The sequence below is a fragment of the Tsukamurella sp. II2bb genome (assembly GCF_057815145.1).
This window is the reverse complement of sequence record NZ_JBYPZI010000001.1, coordinates 477,628-493,916: the sequence shown is the minus strand read 5'-3', so window position 1 is coordinate 493,916 and position 16,289 is coordinate 477,628. Positions and strand designations below refer to the sequence as shown.

16 protein-coding genes are annotated in these 16,289 nt (G+C 71.4%); 7 read left to right on the top strand and 9 right to left on the bottom strand.

Annotation, left to right across the window (positions count from 1 at the left end):
- Positions 1-13: 13 nt before the first annotated feature.
- The 6 genes from AC21LY_RS02725 to AC21LY_RS02700 all read right to left on the bottom strand — a co-directional run bounded on the left by AC21LY_RS02725 (position 14) and on the right by AC21LY_RS02700 (position 6,465).
- Positions 14-439, bottom strand: a complete 426-nt coding sequence (locus AC21LY_RS02725; RefSeq protein ID WP_489044686.1) for an organic hydroperoxide resistance protein — start codon at positions 437-439, stop codon at positions 14-16.
- Positions 440-555: 116 nt separating this feature from the next.
- Positions 556-975: a Fur family transcriptional regulator gene (locus AC21LY_RS02720; protein WP_489044685.1), complete on the bottom strand. Its 420-nt coding sequence runs from the start codon at positions 973-975 to the stop codon at positions 556-558.
- Between the two features lie 39 nt (positions 976-1,014).
- Entirely contained in the window at positions 1,015-1,896 is an 882-nt protein-coding gene (gene phaZ, locus AC21LY_RS02715) for a poly(3-hydroxyalkanoate) depolymerase (protein ID WP_489044684.1), read from the bottom strand.
- Positions 1,893-3,587 (bottom strand): PHA/PHB synthase family protein, encoded by a 1,695-nt coding sequence (locus AC21LY_RS02710; protein ID WP_489044682.1) that lies wholly within the window; start codon positions 3,585-3,587, stop codon positions 1,893-1,895. Before AC21LY_RS02710 ends, phaZ begins: the two co-directional genes overlap by 4 nt.
- Before the next feature lie 30 nt (positions 3,588-3,617).
- Positions 3,618-5,117, bottom strand: a complete 1,500-nt coding sequence (locus AC21LY_RS02705; protein WP_489044680.1) for a long-chain-fatty-acid--CoA ligase — start codon at positions 5,115-5,117, stop codon at positions 3,618-3,620.
- 148 nt (positions 5,118-5,265) lie between these two features.
- Complete coding sequence (locus AC21LY_RS02700) at positions 5,266-6,465, bottom strand: PucR family transcriptional regulator (RefSeq protein WP_489044678.1); 1,200 nt, start codon at positions 6,463-6,465, stop codon at positions 5,266-5,268.
- Positions 6,466-6,590: 125 nt separating this feature from the next.
- Between AC21LY_RS02700 and AC21LY_RS02695 the strand changes: the two genes are divergently transcribed.
- The 7 genes from AC21LY_RS02695 (at position 6,591) to AC21LY_RS02665 (ending at position 14,143) form a co-directional block, all read left to right on the top strand.
- Entirely contained in the window at positions 6,591-8,354 is a 1,764-nt protein-coding gene (locus AC21LY_RS02695) for a penicillin-binding transpeptidase domain-containing protein (protein WP_489044676.1), read from the top strand.
- 14 nt (positions 8,355-8,368) lie between these two features.
- Positions 8,369-8,959, top strand: a complete 591-nt coding sequence (locus tag AC21LY_RS02690) for a phosphoribosylanthranilate isomerase (protein WP_489044675.1) — start codon at positions 8,369-8,371, stop codon at positions 8,957-8,959.
- Between the two features lie 52 nt (positions 8,960-9,011).
- The gene (locus AC21LY_RS02685; protein ID WP_489044674.1) at positions 9,012-9,719 is read left to right on the top strand and encodes a hypothetical protein; all 708 of its coding nucleotides are present in this window, start codon (positions 9,012-9,014) and stop codon (positions 9,717-9,719) included.
- 85 nt (positions 9,720-9,804) lie between these two features.
- On the top strand, positions 9,805-11,268 hold the full coding sequence (locus AC21LY_RS02680) for a PepSY-associated TM helix domain-containing protein (protein ID WP_489044673.1): 1,464 nt from the start codon (positions 9,805-9,807) through the stop codon (positions 11,266-11,268).
- Positions 11,269-11,331: 63 nt separating this feature from the next.
- Positions 11,332-11,823: a ferritin gene (locus AC21LY_RS02675; protein WP_489044672.1), complete on the top strand. Its 492-nt coding sequence runs from the start codon at positions 11,332-11,334 to the stop codon at positions 11,821-11,823.
- Positions 11,824-11,946: 123 nt separating this feature from the next.
- Positions 11,947-12,591: a TetR/AcrR family transcriptional regulator gene (locus tag AC21LY_RS02670; RefSeq protein WP_489044671.1), complete on the top strand. Its 645-nt coding sequence runs from the start codon at positions 11,947-11,949 to the stop codon at positions 12,589-12,591.
- A gap of 13 nt (positions 12,592-12,604) precedes the next feature.
- Positions 12,605-14,143 carry an ArnT family glycosyltransferase gene (locus AC21LY_RS02665; RefSeq protein ID WP_489044670.1) on the top strand — a complete coding sequence of 513 codons (1,539 nt, stop codon included), beginning with the start codon at positions 12,605-12,607 and terminating at the stop codon, positions 14,141-14,143.
- A gap of 5 nt (positions 14,144-14,148) precedes the next feature.
- Here the strand turns inward: AC21LY_RS02665 and AC21LY_RS02660 are convergent, their stop codons facing one another.
- The 3 genes from AC21LY_RS02660 to AC21LY_RS02650 are packed head-to-tail and all read right to left on the bottom strand — an operon-like array spanning position 14,149 to position 16,264.
- Complete coding sequence (locus AC21LY_RS02660) at positions 14,149-15,378, bottom strand: alpha/beta fold hydrolase (protein WP_489044669.1); 1,230 nt, start codon at positions 15,376-15,378, stop codon at positions 14,149-14,151.
- Positions 15,375-15,620: a hypothetical protein gene (locus AC21LY_RS02655; RefSeq protein ID WP_489044668.1), complete on the bottom strand. Its 246-nt coding sequence runs from the start codon at positions 15,618-15,620 to the stop codon at positions 15,375-15,377. The genes AC21LY_RS02660 and AC21LY_RS02655 overlap by 4 nt, the downstream gene beginning before the upstream one ends.
- Complete coding sequence (locus tag AC21LY_RS02650) at positions 15,617-16,264, bottom strand: VOC family protein (RefSeq protein ID WP_489044667.1); 648 nt, start codon at positions 16,262-16,264, stop codon at positions 15,617-15,619. The genes AC21LY_RS02655 and AC21LY_RS02650 overlap by 4 nt, the downstream gene beginning before the upstream one ends.
- Between the last annotated feature and the right edge of the window lie 25 nt (positions 16,265-16,289).

Sequence of the window (16,289 nt, the reverse complement as noted above, 5' to 3'; positions counted from 1 at the left end):
GTTCAGGCGCCGATCAGACCGCGGTGGTCAGGTCGACGTCGATGTTGCCGCGCGTGGCGTTCGAGTACGGGCACAGCTGGTGCGCCTTGGCGACGAGCGCCTCGGCGTCGGCCTGGGCGAGGCCCGGCAGGGTGGCCTTGATGGCGGCGTTGATGCCGAAACCGGTCTCGGTCTTGCCGAAACCGACGGTGACGTCGACCGTCGTGTCGTCCGGGACGTCGACCTTCTCGTTACGGCCCACGGCGCGGATCGCGCCGAGGAAGCATGCGGCGTAACCGGCGGAGAACAGCTCCTCCGGGTTGGTGCCCTCGCCGTTGCCGCCCATCTCCTTCGGGGGCCGGGTGTCGAGGTCGATGCGGCCGGTGGCCGACTTCACGTGCCCGTCGCGACCGCCACCGGTGGCGGTCGAGGAGATGGTGTAAACGACGTCCAAGCTCATATCCGGCTCCTTCGCGTGAGGTTCCCGCCCGGTCCGGGCGGCGGTTCCCTCCCGACAGTAGTCGCGGAACGTCATCGCCCTCCGGCCGATGCGTCGATCCACTGCCGGGCGGGGGATCAGGGGGCGCAGTCCGGGCAGTAGCCCCAGAACGTGACCTCGGCCTCGTCGATCACGAAGCCGTGATCGTCGTCCGCCGTGAGGCAGGGGGCGGAACCGACGGCGCAGTCGATGTCGACGATCCGCGCGCAGGACCGGCACACCAGATGGTGATGGTTGTCGGCGACCCGCGCCTCGTACCGGACGGCGGAGCCCGCGGGCTCGATGCGCCGGAGCAGGCCCTTCTCGGCGCATACGCGCAGCACGTCGTAGACGGTCTGGGTGGCGACGGTGCCCAGCCGGCCGCGCAGGTACTCGGCCACGTCGTCCGCCGTGGCGTGCGGGTGCCCGTCGAGATAGCCGAGCGCGGCGACGCGGGGTGCGGTGATCCGCAGGCCCACCCCGCGCAGCCGCTCTTCGGCCGTCTCCACCTCGCTCATGCGAAATAGAGTACGCCCGACTTTGGAACGATTCCAGGGTCAGTCGCGAGGTGTGAGCAGTCCGCCCGTCCGGCCGCGCCACTGCCGCCGCCCCAGATGGGGCGTCCCCAGGAAATCGTCGATCACCGGCGCCAGCACGTCCGCGCGGGTCACCAGATCGACGTGGCCGCCGTCGTGCTTGTACAGCGTGGCGCGCGGCAGCAGCGTGGCGAAGATCTTCCCGTTGATCAGCGGGATGATCGGATCGTCCTCGCCGAAGACCAGCAGCGTCTTCTGCCGGATCGCGGGCAGCGCGAAGATCGACGTCCACACCGATCCGGCCAGCAGCTGGTGCAGGTAGCCCATCTTGGAGCCCGCGTGCATCTGGCGCGAGAAGGTCTCGCTGATGCCCGCCGCGTCGTGCCGGACGCTGCCGCCGTACAGCTCCCCCGCCATCTGCGCCGCGTACGCGGGATCGCGGAACCGGCGCGGCGTGACCATCTTCCGCAGGACCCGCGGATCGCCCGGGACCATGATCGCGCCGGTGCCGGTGGAGACGAGGATCAGGCGCCGGCACCGCATGGGGTTCTGGAAGGCGAACTGCTGCGCCAGCGCGCCGCCCCAGGACAGGCCGAGGATGTCGACGACGCCGACGCCGAGTTCGTCCAGCACCCGGCCCAGCACCCACGCGAGGTAGGGAAAGCCGTAGGGCAGGATCGAGGTGGGCGATTCGCCCGTGCCCGGAACGTCGAACCGCACCACCGGGCGCTGCGGGTCGAGCGCCTCGACGAACGGGTCCAGCACCTCGAGGCTCGCGCCGATCCCGTTGCACAGCACCAGCGGCACGCCCGTACCGGGCCGGTACCGCACCCGTATCCGCTGCCCGCCGGTCGCGACGAGCAGGTCCTCGGGCAGGTCTTCGTTCGTGTCCGTCACGCTCACTTCTCCAGGACGTAGGTGCCGGGCGCGGGGGCCAGGGGCTCGAAGCCGGGGGCTCCCAGGGCCGACGGTGCGTCGACCTCGGCGCCGCTGCGGGCGTCGAGCCATTCCAGGTGGTGCGGCCACCAGGAGCCGGCGTGCTTCTCGGCGGTCTCGAACCACTCCTCCGGGGTCTGGCCCTGGAGGACGGGCGCCGTGCGGAACGAGGACTTCGGGTTGCCGGGCGGGTTGACCAGCGACGCGATGTGACCGGCGGTCGAGAGGACGTAGGTGTTGTCCTTGCTGCCGAACAGCGCGGCGCTGCGCTCGGTGGCCTGCCAGGGGCAGATGTGATCGGAGATGCCGCCCAGCACGTAGAGGTCGGCCTCCACCTTCCCCAGATCGACCGGGGTACCCAGCATCGTCGAGGCACCGGGTGTCACCAGCTTGTTCTCCAGGCCCATGAGCACCATGTCCTTGTGCAGGGCCGCGGTCATCCGGGTGGTGTCCGCATTCCAGAACAGGACGTCGAAGGCGGCCGGCGGGCGGCCCTGGATGTAGTTGTTGACCACGTAGCGCCACACGAGATCCGTGGGCCGCAGCCACGCGAACATCTCGGCCATGGCCGCGCCGTCGAGATAGCCCTTGCTCGCGGACGTGCGGATCGCGGCGTCCGCGGCCCGGCGGTCCGCCAGCGCGGAGGCGAAGCCCGCGTGGCTCTGGTCCAGCACGGTGACCCCGAAGGTGAGGCCGGCGATCCGGTCGCCGTGACCGGTGGCGAAGAGGTGCGACATGACCATCGCGGTGAGGATGCCGCCGGAGCAGGTGGCGAAGACGTTGGCCTTGTCGACGCCCGTGATCACCTGCAGCGCGTCGAGCGCCTCGACGATCGCCTTGCCGTACTCGTCGAAGCCCCAGTCCCGGTGCCGTGCCGACGGATTGCGCCAGGAGATCGCGAAGACCTGCTGCCCGCCCTTGACGTAGTGCTCGACGAGGCTGCGGCCGGGCGCGATGTCCATGATGTAGAACTTGTTGATCACCGGCGGCACCAGCAGCAGCGGCACCTCGCGCACCTGCTTGGTCTGCGGGGCGTACTGGATGAGCTCGAACATCCGGGTGCGCAGGACGACGGTGCCCTTCGTCGTCGCGACCGTCTCGCCCACCGTGTAGGCCTTCGGGTCGACCATCGACGGGATGCGCGGCTTGGAGGCCATGTCCTTGGCGAGGGCCGTGAGGCCGCGCACCATCGACAGGCCACCGGTGTCGATCATCGCCTTCCAGCCGAGCGGGGAGACGAAGGGATTGTTCGTCGGCGACAGGCCCTCGATGAGGTTGTCGAGGACGAACCGCATCTTCTCGGCGTCCTTCCAGTCCAGGTCGGCGTCCGCGTAGAGCTGATCAGCGAGGTCCGAGACGGCCAGGTAGGCCTGCTCGACCCGGTTCAGCAGCGGATTGTGGGTCCACGCCGGATCCTTGAACCGGAAGTCGCCCTTCTTCGGCTCGCGGGCGCTCCGGCCGGCGGCGATGAGCGCCAGCTCCTTGCCTAGACCGGCGGCACGCTCGGCGACGGTCACGGGCTGTCCGGCGAGGGACAGCGCGAACCGGGCCCACGCGGCGTTCGGCACCATCCGGGACGCGAACGACTTGGTCGAGTTGACGAGCAGCAGGTCCAGCGGGGCGACGATCTCGTCGGCGCCTTCGGCGGTGGTGGTCATGACGGTGGCCTCGGCTTTCTCGATCGGTGGTCAGTTGATGTCGGCGGGGACGGTGATGTCGCGCTTCTGGATCTTCCCGGTGGCGCCCTTGGGCAGGGCGTCGAGCAGCCAGATGTGGCGGGGGTACTTGTAGGCGGCCACGCGGTCCTTGACGTACTGGCGCAGCTCGTCGACGGTGGCGGCGATGCCGGGCTTGAGCGCGATGGCCGCGCCGACCTCCTCGCCCAGCTCGGCGTGGGGGACGCCGATGACGGCCACCTCGGCGACGGCCGGGTGCTCGTAGAGCACCTCCTCGATCTCGCGCGGATAGACGTTGTAGCCGCCGCGGATGACGAGCTCCTTCTTCCGGTCGACGATGGAGAAGTAGCCGTCGGCGTCCATGACCCCGATGTCGCCGGTCGAGAACCAGCCCTCCGAGTCGATGGAGGCCGCGGTGGCCTCGGGCAGGTTCCAGTAGCCCTTCATCACGTTGTGGCCGGCGATCTGGACCTCGCCGCGCTCGCCCTGGGGCGCCTCGTTGCCGGCGCCGTCGACGATCCGCATGCGGACGCCCTCGATCGGGGTGCCGATGGTGCCGGCCTTGCGCGGCTTGTCCGGGTGGTTGAAGGACGCGACCGGCGAGGTCTCGGACAGGCCGTAGCCCTCGAGGATCGCGGCGTCGAAGGCGCTCTCGAAGTCGGTGATCACCTGCAGCGGCAGCGCGGCGCCGCCGGACGCGCAGACCCGCAGGGACGAGACGTCGTCGCTCGGCTGCTTCGCCGCGACCAGCGCTGCGTACATCGTGGGCACACCCTCGAAGATCGTCACCTTGTCGCGGGCGATGACCTCGAGCGCCTTGCGCGGATCGAACCGCGGGACCAGGGTCAGCGTGAGCCCGAAGCGCACGGCGGCGTTGAGGCCGCAGGTCAGCCCGAAGACGTGGAACAGCGGAAGACAGCCCATCATCACGTCGCCGGGCTGGGCGTGGAACAGGGTGCGGCCGGAGATCTCGCAGTTGCGGGCGAGGCCGACGTGGGTCAGCTCGGCCCCCTTGGGATTGCCGGTGGTCCCCGACGTGTGCAGGATGACGGCGGTGTCCAGGTCCTCGCGCGGGGCGACGCCCGGGGTCGGTTCGACGGTGGCGAGCAGCTCGGCGAGCACCGCGTCGTCGAGCAGGTGGGCCTCGGCACCGGCCGCCTTCGCCCCCTCGGCGGCCTCGGCACCGAACATCGGTGCCACGAAGACCGCCTTGGCGGTCGTGTTGGTCAGGTAGAACGCGACCTCGCGGGCCTTGAGCAGCGGATTCATCGGCACCGCGACCGCGCCGTGGCGGAGGATGCCGTAGAACACGACCGCGAAGGCCGGGACGTTGGGCAGCATGACGCCGACCCGGTCGCCGGGCTCCACGCCGAGGGCGGCGAGATGGGTCGCGAACTTCGCCGTCGCCTCGTCGAAAGCGGCGTAGGTGTACTCGAGGTCGTCGCACTTGAGGGCGACCGTGTCGGGATGGGCGGCGGCAGCGGCGGTGAGGTTCGCGGCGAGGTTCGTCATCGGGGAGTCCTTCGTGGTGGCGGCTTCTTCGTCCCTTCTAGAGTGACTGCCGACACCCCCGTCGGTCGATGGTGATGCACACACCGTTCAGGGCGGCCGGGTGTCACCGAACACAATCACCCGGGCTTGGTCCTGGCGCTCCGCTCGCTCAGACGGATCTGCCGGAGTCCCTCTGCAGCCGGACGCGGGCGTCCACCTCGAAGGCGAGACACAGCTCGGCGACCTCCCGCGGCGAGCCCACGGAGCGGCCGGTGAGCTGTTCGACCCGCCGCAGGCGGTGGCGCACGGTGTTGGGATGCACGAACAGCGCGGCGGCGGCGTCCTTGACGTTGCCGTCGTGCGCCACCCACGCCCGGAAGGTCGCGAACAGCGGGTCACGGTCGTCGGCGGGCAGTCCGTACAGGCCGCGCAGCACGCCCCGCGCCAGTTCGACCGTGGTCTCGGGCGCGGCGATCGCCGCGGTGCCGAGCACGGAACCGTCGAAGACCGAGACGCCCGTGCCGGGCCCGTGGAGCTCGCGGCGCGCGAAGTTGAGACCCTGCGGGGTGTCGCGCAGCTCGCCGAAGGGCGCGCTCACGCCGACCCGCGCCACGGCGACCCGGCGCAGCAGGTCTATCACCGCTGCGCGCATCGCCGGCGTCGGGGCGTGGACGATGCCGATCTGCTGATCCGGCAGCAGCCGCCAGGCCGAATAGGCGTCGATCGCACGCAGCCGGTCGGCGATGCCGGGCAACGGCGCACGGCCGACGTCGACGGTCGCCGCCGCCACCGCGAGGTACGGGCCCGTCGTGGGGATGCGGAGCAGCGTCGCGATCTCCCACAGGCTCTGGTCGCTCGGAATCCGGCCCTGCAGAAGGTACTCCGCCAAGGCGGCGCGTTCCGCGGCGTCGTCGAGCGCCTGCTCGGTCGTGCGGTCCCGGTGCGCGCCGGCCATGGCGTCGACGAACTGGTCCTGCGCCTCCCACATGTGCTGCGTCGCCGACAGCAGCGCCTGCCGGCTCAGCTCCGGGTAGTCCTCGGCGAGCGTGTTCACCTCCTGCCAGACCCGGTGCACGCCGATGCGGTAGGCGTGCATCACGGCGGCCAGCGGCACCCCGATCTCGGCCCGCGAGCGCCCCGTCGCCGCCGCGGGGGCGGTGTCGAAAGCCGTGTCGGTCAGTGCGCGCACCATGTAGGTCAGGTTGTCCCAGACGGACGCCGCCACCATCTCCTCGGAGACCGTGTCCGTGTCGGCGTAGAACGGGATCTGTCGGCGGATCGCCGCCACCACCGACGCGGCGATCGCCTCCATCCGTGCGGTCAGTTCATCGCGAATCTGCTCGATCTCCGCTTCCACGGCCTCCGTCACACCTTCCGATTGTGCTGCCTCCGGTCACAACGCGGGGGCGATTGGCCTGGTCGCGGTGGATCGGTACCGCCCGCCGCCCGCTCCGGTGGTGGCGCGCGACGAGGTGTGCCGGTTGACTGGAGATCATGCGTTCCGAACCGCTCCGGCCCGTCCGCACCGTCCCGGTCCTCGTGATCGCGACCCTCGCAGGCTCGCTCGTCGCCTGTTCCGAGGACGACGTCGTCGGCAAGTTCGCGAGTGCCGCCTCCGCCCGCGACGCCGCGCACGCCGGGAAGCTCACCTCCGATCCGGACTCCGCGTCGACGTCCCTGCAGGCCACCTTCGACGGCATGGGCGACGCGAAGCCGACGGTCACCGTCGGCAAGGACGGCGAGGACCGGACGCTCACCTGGTCGTGGGCGCTGCCCCGGGGGCACGGCGTGCGGTACACCACCAAGGTCGCCGCCGGCAGCGGCAAGGTCACGTGGCGGCCCACGCTGATCCATCCCGACGCGACCGTCGCCGGCGCGCGCCTGCTCTACGCGGACGAGAAGCCCTACACCACCCCCGTCGTGGACCGGAAGAACGCGCCGCTGATGACCTGGCAGAGCGTCACCGTCGTGAATCTCGATCCGGCCAAGGCCGCCTCCGCCGCCGATGCGCTCGCGACCCGGCTCGCCGCCGCGGTCCCGACGGTGACCGCCGCCGGCCTCCGGAAGTCCGTGGAGGGCAGGGACTCGCCCACCGCCGTCGTCTCGCTCCGCGCGGCGGACGCGAAGAAGGTCGGCAAGCTCACCGGGATCGACGGGGTCACCGTCCGCGAGGAGGGGCGCCTGATCACCGACTCCCCGGCCTACCGCTCGCCCGTCGTCCCGGGCCTCGAGGAGCGGTGGCGCGCCACCGTGGACGCCGCGGCGGGCTCCTCCGTCACCGTCGTCGACGGTGCCGGCAAGCCGCTCCGCCTGGTGGACTCCTTCCCCACCGCGGCGGTGCAGCCGGTCCGGACCACCCTCGACGCGGGGCTGCAGCGCGCCGCGAACGCGGCGGTCGCGGGAGAGAAGCGCGCGACGATGCTGGTCGCGATCCGGCCGTCCACCGGCGGCATCCTCGCCGTGGCCCAGAACGCCGCGGCCGACGCGCAGGGCCCCGTCGCGCTGACGGGTCTGTACCCGCCGGGCTCGACCTTCAAGACCATCACCACCGCCGCCGCACTCGACGCGGGGATCACCACCCCGGACGCTCAGCTCGCCTGCCCCGGCCGCGCCTCCTTCGGCGACCGCACCATCCCGAACGAGAACGAGTTCGCGCTCGGCACTGTGCCCTTGCACACCGCCTTCGCGAAGTCCTGCAACACCACGATGGCGGGCCTGGGCACGAAACTCGGCGACACCGCGCTGAGCGAGACCGCGAAACGCTTCGGGTTGGGCGTGGACTTCACCCTGCCCGGCATCACGACGGTGACCGGGGCGGTCCCGGCGGCACGCACGCCCGCCGAGCGGGTGGAGGAGTCCATCGGCCAGGGCCGCGTCACCGCCTCGCCCTTCGGGCTCGCCGTGGTCGAGGCCTCCCTCGCCGCCCGCACGACCGTCCGGCCCTCGCTGTTCGACGGTGCCCCCGCCGCCGCGAACGTGCCGGCCCAGCAGATCGATCCGGCCGTCGCCGGCGCGCTGCGCACCGCGATGCGCGAGACGGTCACGTCGGGCACCGCGACCGCGCTGCGCGACATCGAGGGGCTCGGCGGCAAGACCGGGACCGCCGAGTTCGGCGACAACAGCCACGCGCACGGCTGGTTCGCCGGCATCGTCGGCGACCTCGCCTTCGCGACCCTCGTGGTCTCCGGGGAGAGCTCCGGTCCCGCGGTCGCCGTGAGCGGCGCCTTCCTCCGCGGCGCGGGCGGCGATCTGCCCTGACCTACGATCGACGGGTGTTCGTCAAGGTGTGTGGGCTCCGGACCATCGAGAGCGTCGACGCCGCGGTCGAGGCCGGTGCCGACGCGGTCGGTTTCGTCTTCGCCCCCGGCAGCGTCCGGTTGATCGACCCCGCGGCCGCCGCGGCTCTGATCGAGCGCATCCCGGCGCACATCGAGACGGTCGGGGTGTTCCGCGGGCAGCCGATCGACGAGGTGCTGCGCCTCGCGCGAGCGTCCGGCGTCGGCACGGTCCAGCTGCACGGCGACGAGCCCGCCGATCACTTCGCGCGCGCCACGGACTCGGGGTTCCGCACCATCCGCGCGATCTCCGCCTCCCGCTACACCTCCTCGGGGCACGCGGGCGACGAGCGCCTGCTCATCGACGCGACGGTGCCCGGCTCGGGCGCGCCCTTCGACCCGGCGGACCTGCCGGTGCCGCCCACCGTCGACTGGCTGCTCGCCGGCGGCCTGCGCCCGGACAACGTCGCCGCGCTGATCGCCGCCTTCGGGCCCTCGGGAGTGGACGTCTCCAGCGGTGTCGAGTCCGCGCCGGGGATCAAGGATCCCGCGCTGATCCGCGCCTTCGTCGCAGCGGCCCGCCCCTGACCTGCCCGTTCCCGCCGAGAACCCGTCCCCTACGGGGAGTAGTATTCCGGCTGTGTTGCGCCCCGCCCGCCCCGAAGCCACGGTCCGTGGCGCCGCGGTGGGCGCGGCCTCCTTCGTCGCGAGCCTGACTGCGCACGCCGTCGCGATGCGCGGCGCTGCGATGACGGGGCACGCGATGGCCGGGCACTCGACGGCCGTTCCGGCGATGCCCGGGACCGGCGCGGCCGCGGGCGGCCACGGCATGGGTGGCCACGACATGGGTGGCCATCTCATGCACGGCCACCACCTGGACGGCCCCGCCCAGGCCGGGCACGAGATGGGCACGCACGCGATGCACTCGATGCCGGCGGACCTGCCCGCCGCGGCACCGTCGGTACCCCTGAGCGCCGTGCTGCTCCTGGCGGCGGTCTGCGCCGTCCTCGGCGCCGTCGCCGCCCGGCCGCGCACCGCCGGGCCGCGCGGGGTCGCCGCGCTGGTCCTCGCAGGCCAGGGCGCGGGCCACCTCGCGCTGGGCCTGACGTTGGGGCACCTGGCGATCAGCCCCACCATGGCCGCCGCCCACGTCGCGGCCGCGGTGCTGGCCGGTGCGGTCATCGCCGGCGCCGAGCACGCCCTGCGAGTCGCGCTGGCCACCCTCGCGCCACTGACTCCGACCTGGCGGGAGCGGTCGTGCACCGTCGTCGCCCCGGTCTGGGCCTTCCGCGCCGTGCCGCTGCCCGTGCTGGCGCGGCACGGGGCGCTGCGCGCGCCGCCCCGCTGACCCCTCACTCCCCTTTCTCCGCCCGGATCGGCCCCGCGCCGCCCGGGCTTCCCGCGCGTACGCGCATTTCCTCGTGAGGTGTCTGATGTCAGTGACCGATTCGGCGGCCGGGAACGCGCCGCCGACCGAAACCCCACCCGCCGCCGGTCCCCCGGCGAGACCCGGGTGGCGCGCCGCGATCCTGCGGCTGCACTTCTACGCGGGCCTGCTGGTGGGCCCCTTCCTCCTCATCGCGGCGATCAGCGGCGGCCTGTACGCGGCTGCGCCCACCGTGGAGAGGTTCGTCTACGCCGACCAGATCGAGGCCCGGACGGACGGGCCCGCACGGCCGCTGGCCGAGCAGGTCGCCGCGGCGCAGGCCTCCCGTCCGGGCCTGCCCGTCACGGGAGTGCGGACCGGCGACGGCCCCGGACTCGCCACCCGGGTGCTGTTCGACGATCCGTCGCTCGCCGCCGGGGGCCGGCAGCTCGCCGTCTACGTCGATCCCGCGTCGGCGCAGGTCCAGGGCTCGCTGCCGATGTACGGCTCCGTCGAGGCCCTGCCGATCCGGTTCTGGATCGACCGGCTCCACGTCGACCTGCATCTCGGTGCCGTCGGCAGGTTCTACAGCGAGCTGGCCGCGTCGTGGCTGTGGGTCGTCGCCCTCGGCGGCCTCTACCTGTGGTGGCGACACCGTCGGCGCGATCCGAAGCGGATGCTGGCCTACGACCGCGGTGCCCGCGGCCGCGGCGGGCGGATGGGCCGGCACGCTGCGATGGGAACCTGGCTGCTGGTCGGCCTGCTGTTCTTCTCCGCGACGGGCCTGACCTGGTCGAAGTACGCGGGCGAGAACATCGGCCAGCTGCGGGCCGAACTGGGCTGGACCAAGCCGACGCTGTCGACGTCGCTCACTCCCGGTGGCGAACACGGGGGTGGCGGCGAGCACGCCGATCACCAGATGCCGACGGCCGCGCCGAAGGTCTCCCCGGCGATCGCCGAGCAGACCCGCGCGCGGAACATCGCGGCGCTCGACCGGGCGGTCACGGCGGCAGCGGACCGGGGCGTCGACGGTGCCGTGCAGGTCTCCATCCCGACGGACCCTGACGTCGCGATCACCGTCGCCCAGACCCGGCAGCCGTGGCGGATGGGGATCGACTCCGCCACCGTCGACCCGGCGACCGGCCAGGTGATCACGGTGCTCGCCTTCGCGTCGTGGCCGCTGCTCGCGAAGGCGACGGAGCTGCTGATCAACACACACATGGGCTGGCAGTTCGGTCTGCTCAACCAGATCGCATTGGTCGCCTTCGCCGCGCTCCTGTGCATCGTGATCGTGCGCGGCTACCTGCTGTGGTGGCAGCGGCGGCCCCGGCGGGGCGGACTCCCGAGGCCGCCGGCGCGGGGCGCGATCCGGAAGGTCGAACCGGCGCATGCGATTCCAGCGATTCTGGGCATCGCGTTCCTGGGCTGGTTCCTGCCCGTGTTCGGAGTTTCGCTCCTCGCATTCCTCGTGCTCGATCTTGCGATAGGCGTGGCTAAGCGCGGTGCGGCTAACCTAAGAAATAGCCCCTGACCTGCGGAAAGGGTCGCCTTGCCTGCGTTGCGCGTCGACTGGAACGGTTCTAGAGTCGGGTCCATGAAGCTCACGGATGCGCTCGAAGAGAAGTTCAACGACCAGATCACCCTCGAGTTCGAGGCCTCGCTGGTGTACCGCCAGCTGGCCATCGAGATGGAGATCCGCAACCTGCCCGGCATCGCCGGCTGGCTGCGCAACCAGGCCGACGAGGAGATCGTCCACGCCAACAAGTGGATCGATCATCTCTCGGACCGCGGCAACCACCCCCGCATCGGCGCGTCCGCCGCGCCGAAGGTGGACGTGGAGACCGTGCTCGATGTCTTCGAGGCGGCGCTGCAGCACGAGCAGCGCGTGTCGGAGTCGATCCGCGACCTGTACCGGGCCGCGATCGACGACATCGACTCGAAGGCGCTCATCCAGTGGTTCGTCAACGAGCAGGTCGAGGAGGAGGCCACCGTCAGCGAGATCGTCGGTCGCCTCGGCCTGATCGACGGCGACGGCCCCGGCCTGCTCCGCCTCGACGAGGAGCTCGCCGCGCGCACGAGCGCCTAACGGATCCACGGGCGTTCGCGCCCGTCACAGGCCATTTCTGCAGCCCGGGAAGCGGGGCTCTCCCTTCAGGGAGGGCCCCGCTTTTCGGTGGCGCATTCTGACCCGTCGTGCTATTTTTTGACCGTGCGGCCAGAACATGAGACGAGCGACCAGCGGTCGTTCATCGAGGAGGCCCGCCGCCGCCAGATCATCGCCGCGGCGGTCGAGGTGCTGGCCGACACCGGGTTCGGCGGGGCCTCGCTCGCCAGGATCGCCGCGCACGCCGGGATCTCGAAGGGCCTGATCTCCTACCACTTCGACGGCAAGGACGATCTGCTCCGCCAGGTCGTCGTCTCGCTGTACGAGAACGGCGCGGCCGCCATGATCCCGCGCATCGAGGCCGAGACCACCGCGCTCGGGCGGGTCCGCGCCTACATCGAGTCGAATCTCGAGTTCCTGGCCGACAGCCGCCGCCACATCACCGCCATGATCGAGGTGGTGTTCGGCCTGCGCGATGCCGAGGGCCGCCCCGTCTTCTCGCCCGAGGACGGCGACAACGCCTCCGTCGCCCCGCTCGCCGACATGCTCCAGGCGGGCCGATCCACCGGGGAGCTCGGCGAATTCGACCCCTGGATCGTGGCGCAGCAGATCCGCGACTCCATCGACGGCGCCGCCACCCGCGCCGCCCGGGACCCCTCCCTCGACCTCGGGCCGTACACACGGCAGCTCGTCGAGCTCTACCTCCGCGCGGTACAGCCCCTGCCGCACACCACATCCGCGCCCTCCTGACGGGAGATCCCGCATGTCCTCGTTCCGTGCTCCGTCCCCCATCCCGCGTTCCGCTCCCGTGTCCGACGGTGCCGGTGGCGCACCGTCGGGCGTCCCTCCGTTCGCCTGGACGACGGTGCTGCCCGTCGCCCTGGTCTCCATGCTGGCGGCGACGTTCGCGGCGAGCCGCTACCACCTGTTCGGCGACGAGCTGTACTTCATCGCCGCTGGTCATCACCTGTCCGTGAGCTACGCCGACCAGGGGCCGATCCTCCCGTTGCTGGCGCTGCTGGGCGACGCGATGCCGGGCGATTCCCTGGTCCTGTTCCGGCTGCCGTCGCTCGTCGTCACCCTGGCCGGCATCCTGCTCGCGGCGCTGATCGCCCGCGAGCTGGGCGGCGACCGTCTCGCGCAGGGGCTCTCGGCGGGCGCGTACGCGACGTCGACGTTCCTGCTGCTCCAGTCGTCGCTGCTGGCGACGAACGCGATCGACACGCCGCTGTGGGTGGCGATCACCTGGCTAGTGGTGCGCTGGGTGCGCACCCGGCAGGACCTGCTCCTCTTCCTGGCGGGCGTGGTGACCGCGGTCGACATGCAGGTCAAGTGGCTGATCCCGGTGTTCTGGGTGTGCGTGATCGCGGCATCGCTGGTATGGGGCCCGCGCGCGCTGTGGCGCCGGCCGGCGCTGTGGGCGGGCGGCGCCGTCACGGTCGTGACGATGCTCCCCGCACTGATCTGGCAGGCGCAGCGCGGCTGGCCGTACCTGCAGCTGACGGGCCAGGTCGCGGAGGAGAGCCAGTACGCGGGCGGGCGGCTGCTGTTCGTGCCGATCATGCTGCTCATCGCGGGCATCCTGGGTACGGTTCTGCTGGTCTCCGGGCTGGTGGTGCTGCTCCGCGCGGATTACCTACGGCCGTACCGGTTCCTGGCGCCCGCGTTCCTCCTGCTGGTGGCGGTGTTCCTCGCCACCGCGGGACGGCCGTACTACCCCGGCGGGATGATTCCGGTCATCATGGCGGCGGGCGCGGTCGGATTCGAGCGGATGCGCCGGCCGAAGCTGCGGTGGGTCGCCGTACCTGTCGTGGCCGCGGCGACGGCGATGCTGGTATCGAGCCTGCCGTTCACCCCCGAGTCGAAGATCGAGCCGCCGAAGTCCGTCATGGACGCGGGCATGAAGATCTCCGTGTACGGCCAGTTCGGCTGGCCCGAACTGACACGCGCGGTGGAGGATTCCGTCGCCGCGCTGCCCGCGTCCGAGCTGCCGGAGGCGATCGTGGCGTCGTCCTACTGGCAGGCCTCGGCCCTGGCCCACTACGGCCGCGGCCTCCCGCCCGTGTACAGCCCGAACCGTGGGTACGGATTCTTCGGAGTCCCCGCCGATTCCGCGTCGACGGTGCTGTGGATCGTCGCCGCGGACGCGCCGCCGTCGAACGACATGTGCGCGACGTCGCGCACCCTGCGCCGATTCGAGCACCGCCTCGGCTTTCCGACCGCCTCGACGGACGTCGACATCCGGCTGTGCACCGCCCGCGCGCCGTGGTCGCAGCTGTGGCCGGAGCTACGGCGGATGTAGCGGCGTCAGAGCCGCTGCGCGAGCCACCGGCCGATCTCGGCTCCGGCCGACGCCGCCGCCGTCGGCTCGCCTTCGGCGAGGGCCGCCCCGAAGTGCTTGCCGCGCACTCGGACATGCTCGACATCGTCCGTACCGATGGCATCGACCATGGCGCACGCATCCGCGGGGAAGCACGCCTGATCGCCGGTGATCTCGATGAACAGCGTCGGCACGCGGATCGCCGGCGCGCAGCGGAGGAATCCTGCCTTGCTGCTCAGCCCGGACCACGTGGACAGCCACGCCTCGGGCGTGGTGAGCCGGCCGAAGCCGACCACGCCGTAGTCGGTGAGATCGGGGCGCGACCCGAACAACGATCCGTACGGACGGTCGTTGGGATCGATCGCCGGATCCACGCACCGCGGGTCGGCGTCGGTGCGGTACACGGTGATCAGCTCGGTGGCGAGTGCGTCCCGGCGGTCGGCCGGATCCTCCGTCCGCTTGTACCGGAGCTGAGCCTCACGGGCACGTGCCACGCGCTCCCGGGCGATCGCGTCGATCCGCTCCACGCGGGCGCGCTGCGCGGACCGGTACCGCTCGAGGAACTCCGGTGAGTACGAACTCGGCTGCGGCGCGGGCGCGAAACCGTTCGCCTCCGCGTACGGATCGAGCGCCGGATCCACCGATCGAGGATCGGACTCGTCGGCCACGGACGGGTCGATGAGGCGCAGCAACAGCTCACCCTGCCCCGGGTGCGGAGCCATGAGCACCATGAGGTCCGCGAGCGGCATCTCCGCATCCGCCAGGGGCACCGGCTTCCCGCCCGGGGTGGCCGTGAGCCGCTCTCCGGGCTGCAGGCCGGCCTGCTCAGCGTAGAACGCCGCAAGCGCACCTCCGCCCGAATGTCCCACGGAAATCACGGTTCCGAAGCCCTGACCGCGCAGGAAGACGTGGCCGGCCGCCATGTCCAACAGCGCCTGCTCGTGCAGCAGGGTGAGATCGTTGCCCAAGGTCCGGCTGCCCTGCGTCCACACCGCGACACCGCGGCGCAGGAACTCCGGCACGAGGACGTGGTGACTGAAGTCGTTGCGCGGGTGCATCAGGAAGGCGACCGAATCCGCGCCCGGCACGGTGCGCAGCAATCCGGCGACCGTGGCGCCGTCCACCGTGGTGAGCTCGTGCGCGGTCACCGTCGTCTCCGCGGGTACCTCCGCGGCCGCGAGGTAGCGGCCCGCACCCACGCGCTCGGTGGTGCTCATCGCACCACCACGCGCAGCGCGTCCTTGTCGTGCTGAACGATCTTCGAATTCTCCAGGCCCGCAACCGCGCTGTACCAGACCGCGTGGCGGCACCCGGTCGCGCGGCGATCGATCACGATGTCGCCGTCGGCGGAGAACCGGAAGTACGGGCCGACCTTGTCGACGGTGACGTCACGATCGGCGGAGGCGACCTTCACGACCCCCTCGTTCTCGGGCACGTCGAGGACGTACATCCGGCTCATCGCTGCACCTCCGCGGCCTGCTCGCGCTCCCACGCCTCCGCCTTCTCGACGATGAGCTCCGCCTTGCGGGTGAGCAGAGTGTCGAGCGAGGCGTCGCCCGCCGTCACCACGTCGCACAGCGCCTCGAGGGTGAGCTGCGCGTCGAGGTCCTCCTGCGCGGTCACGGGGCGCAACGCGCGGGTGATCTCCAGCATGTAGCCGTTCGGGTCGTGGGTGTAGATCGACTCGATCGTCTCGTGCATCACCTGCATCTCGCAGGGCCACTCGGATTCGTCCATGCGGCGGCGGTATTCGAGCAGGTCCTCCTCGCTGTCCACGTGGATGGCGAGGTGCCGCGAGTTCCGGAAGAACACCGGGGTGTCGTGCTCGAACCGGGCCCAGGAATCGCCGGGCGCCGACTGATCGCCGTACGGCTCGAGGCCGAAGTAGTAGAAGAAGGCGATCCGGTCACCGTTGCCGATGTCGAAGAAGAAGTGGATGAAGTCCGGGTGCTTCTCCGGCCCCCAGCCCGCAGCGCAGATCGAGTGCACCACGGGGAATTTCAGCACGTCGCGGTAGAACTTCACGGTCCCCACCGGGTCGAAGGTGGGGAATGCGGCGTGGTCGACGCCGTTGACCCGGTGTTCGTCGTTCTTCTCGGTCATTTCTCTTCTCCTTTCCGGATATCGG

Coding starts and splice junctions, on each gene's coding strand:
- AC21LY_RS02680 (WP_489044673.1), top strand. CDS start 9,805: ATGTCAGTGACCGATTCGGCGGCCGGGAACGCGCCGCCGACCGAAACC.
- AC21LY_RS02695 (WP_489044676.1), top strand. CDS start 6,591: ATGCGTTCCGAACCGCTCCGGCCCGTCCGCACCGTCCCGGTCCTCGTG.
- AC21LY_RS02655 (WP_489044668.1), bottom strand. CDS start 15,620: ATGAGCCGGATGTACGTCCTCGACGTGCCCGAGAACGAGGGGGTCGTG.
- AC21LY_RS02675 (WP_489044672.1), top strand. CDS start 11,332: ATGAAGCTCACGGATGCGCTCGAAGAGAAGTTCAACGACCAGATCACC.
- AC21LY_RS02710 (WP_489044682.1), bottom strand. CDS start 3,587: ATGACCACCACCGCCGAAGGCGCCGACGAGATCGTCGCCCCGCTGGAC.
- AC21LY_RS02725 (WP_489044686.1), bottom strand. CDS start 439: ATGAGCTTGGACGTCGTTTACACCATCTCCTCGACCGCCACCGGTGGC.
- AC21LY_RS02660 (WP_489044669.1), bottom strand. CDS start 15,378: ATGAGCACCACCGAGCGCGTGGGTGCGGGCCGCTACCTCGCGGCCGCG.
- AC21LY_RS02705 (WP_489044680.1), bottom strand. CDS start 5,117: ATGACGAACCTCGCCGCGAACCTCACCGCCGCTGCCGCCGCCCATCCC.
- AC21LY_RS02665 (WP_489044670.1), top strand. CDS start 12,605: ATGTCCTCGTTCCGTGCTCCGTCCCCCATCCCGCGTTCCGCTCCCGTG.
- AC21LY_RS02650 (WP_489044667.1), bottom strand. CDS start 16,264: ATGACCGAGAAGAACGACGAACACCGGGTCAACGGCGTCGACCACGCC.
- AC21LY_RS02720 (WP_489044685.1), bottom strand. CDS start 975: ATGAGCGAGGTGGAGACGGCCGAAGAGCGGCTGCGCGGGGTGGGCCTG.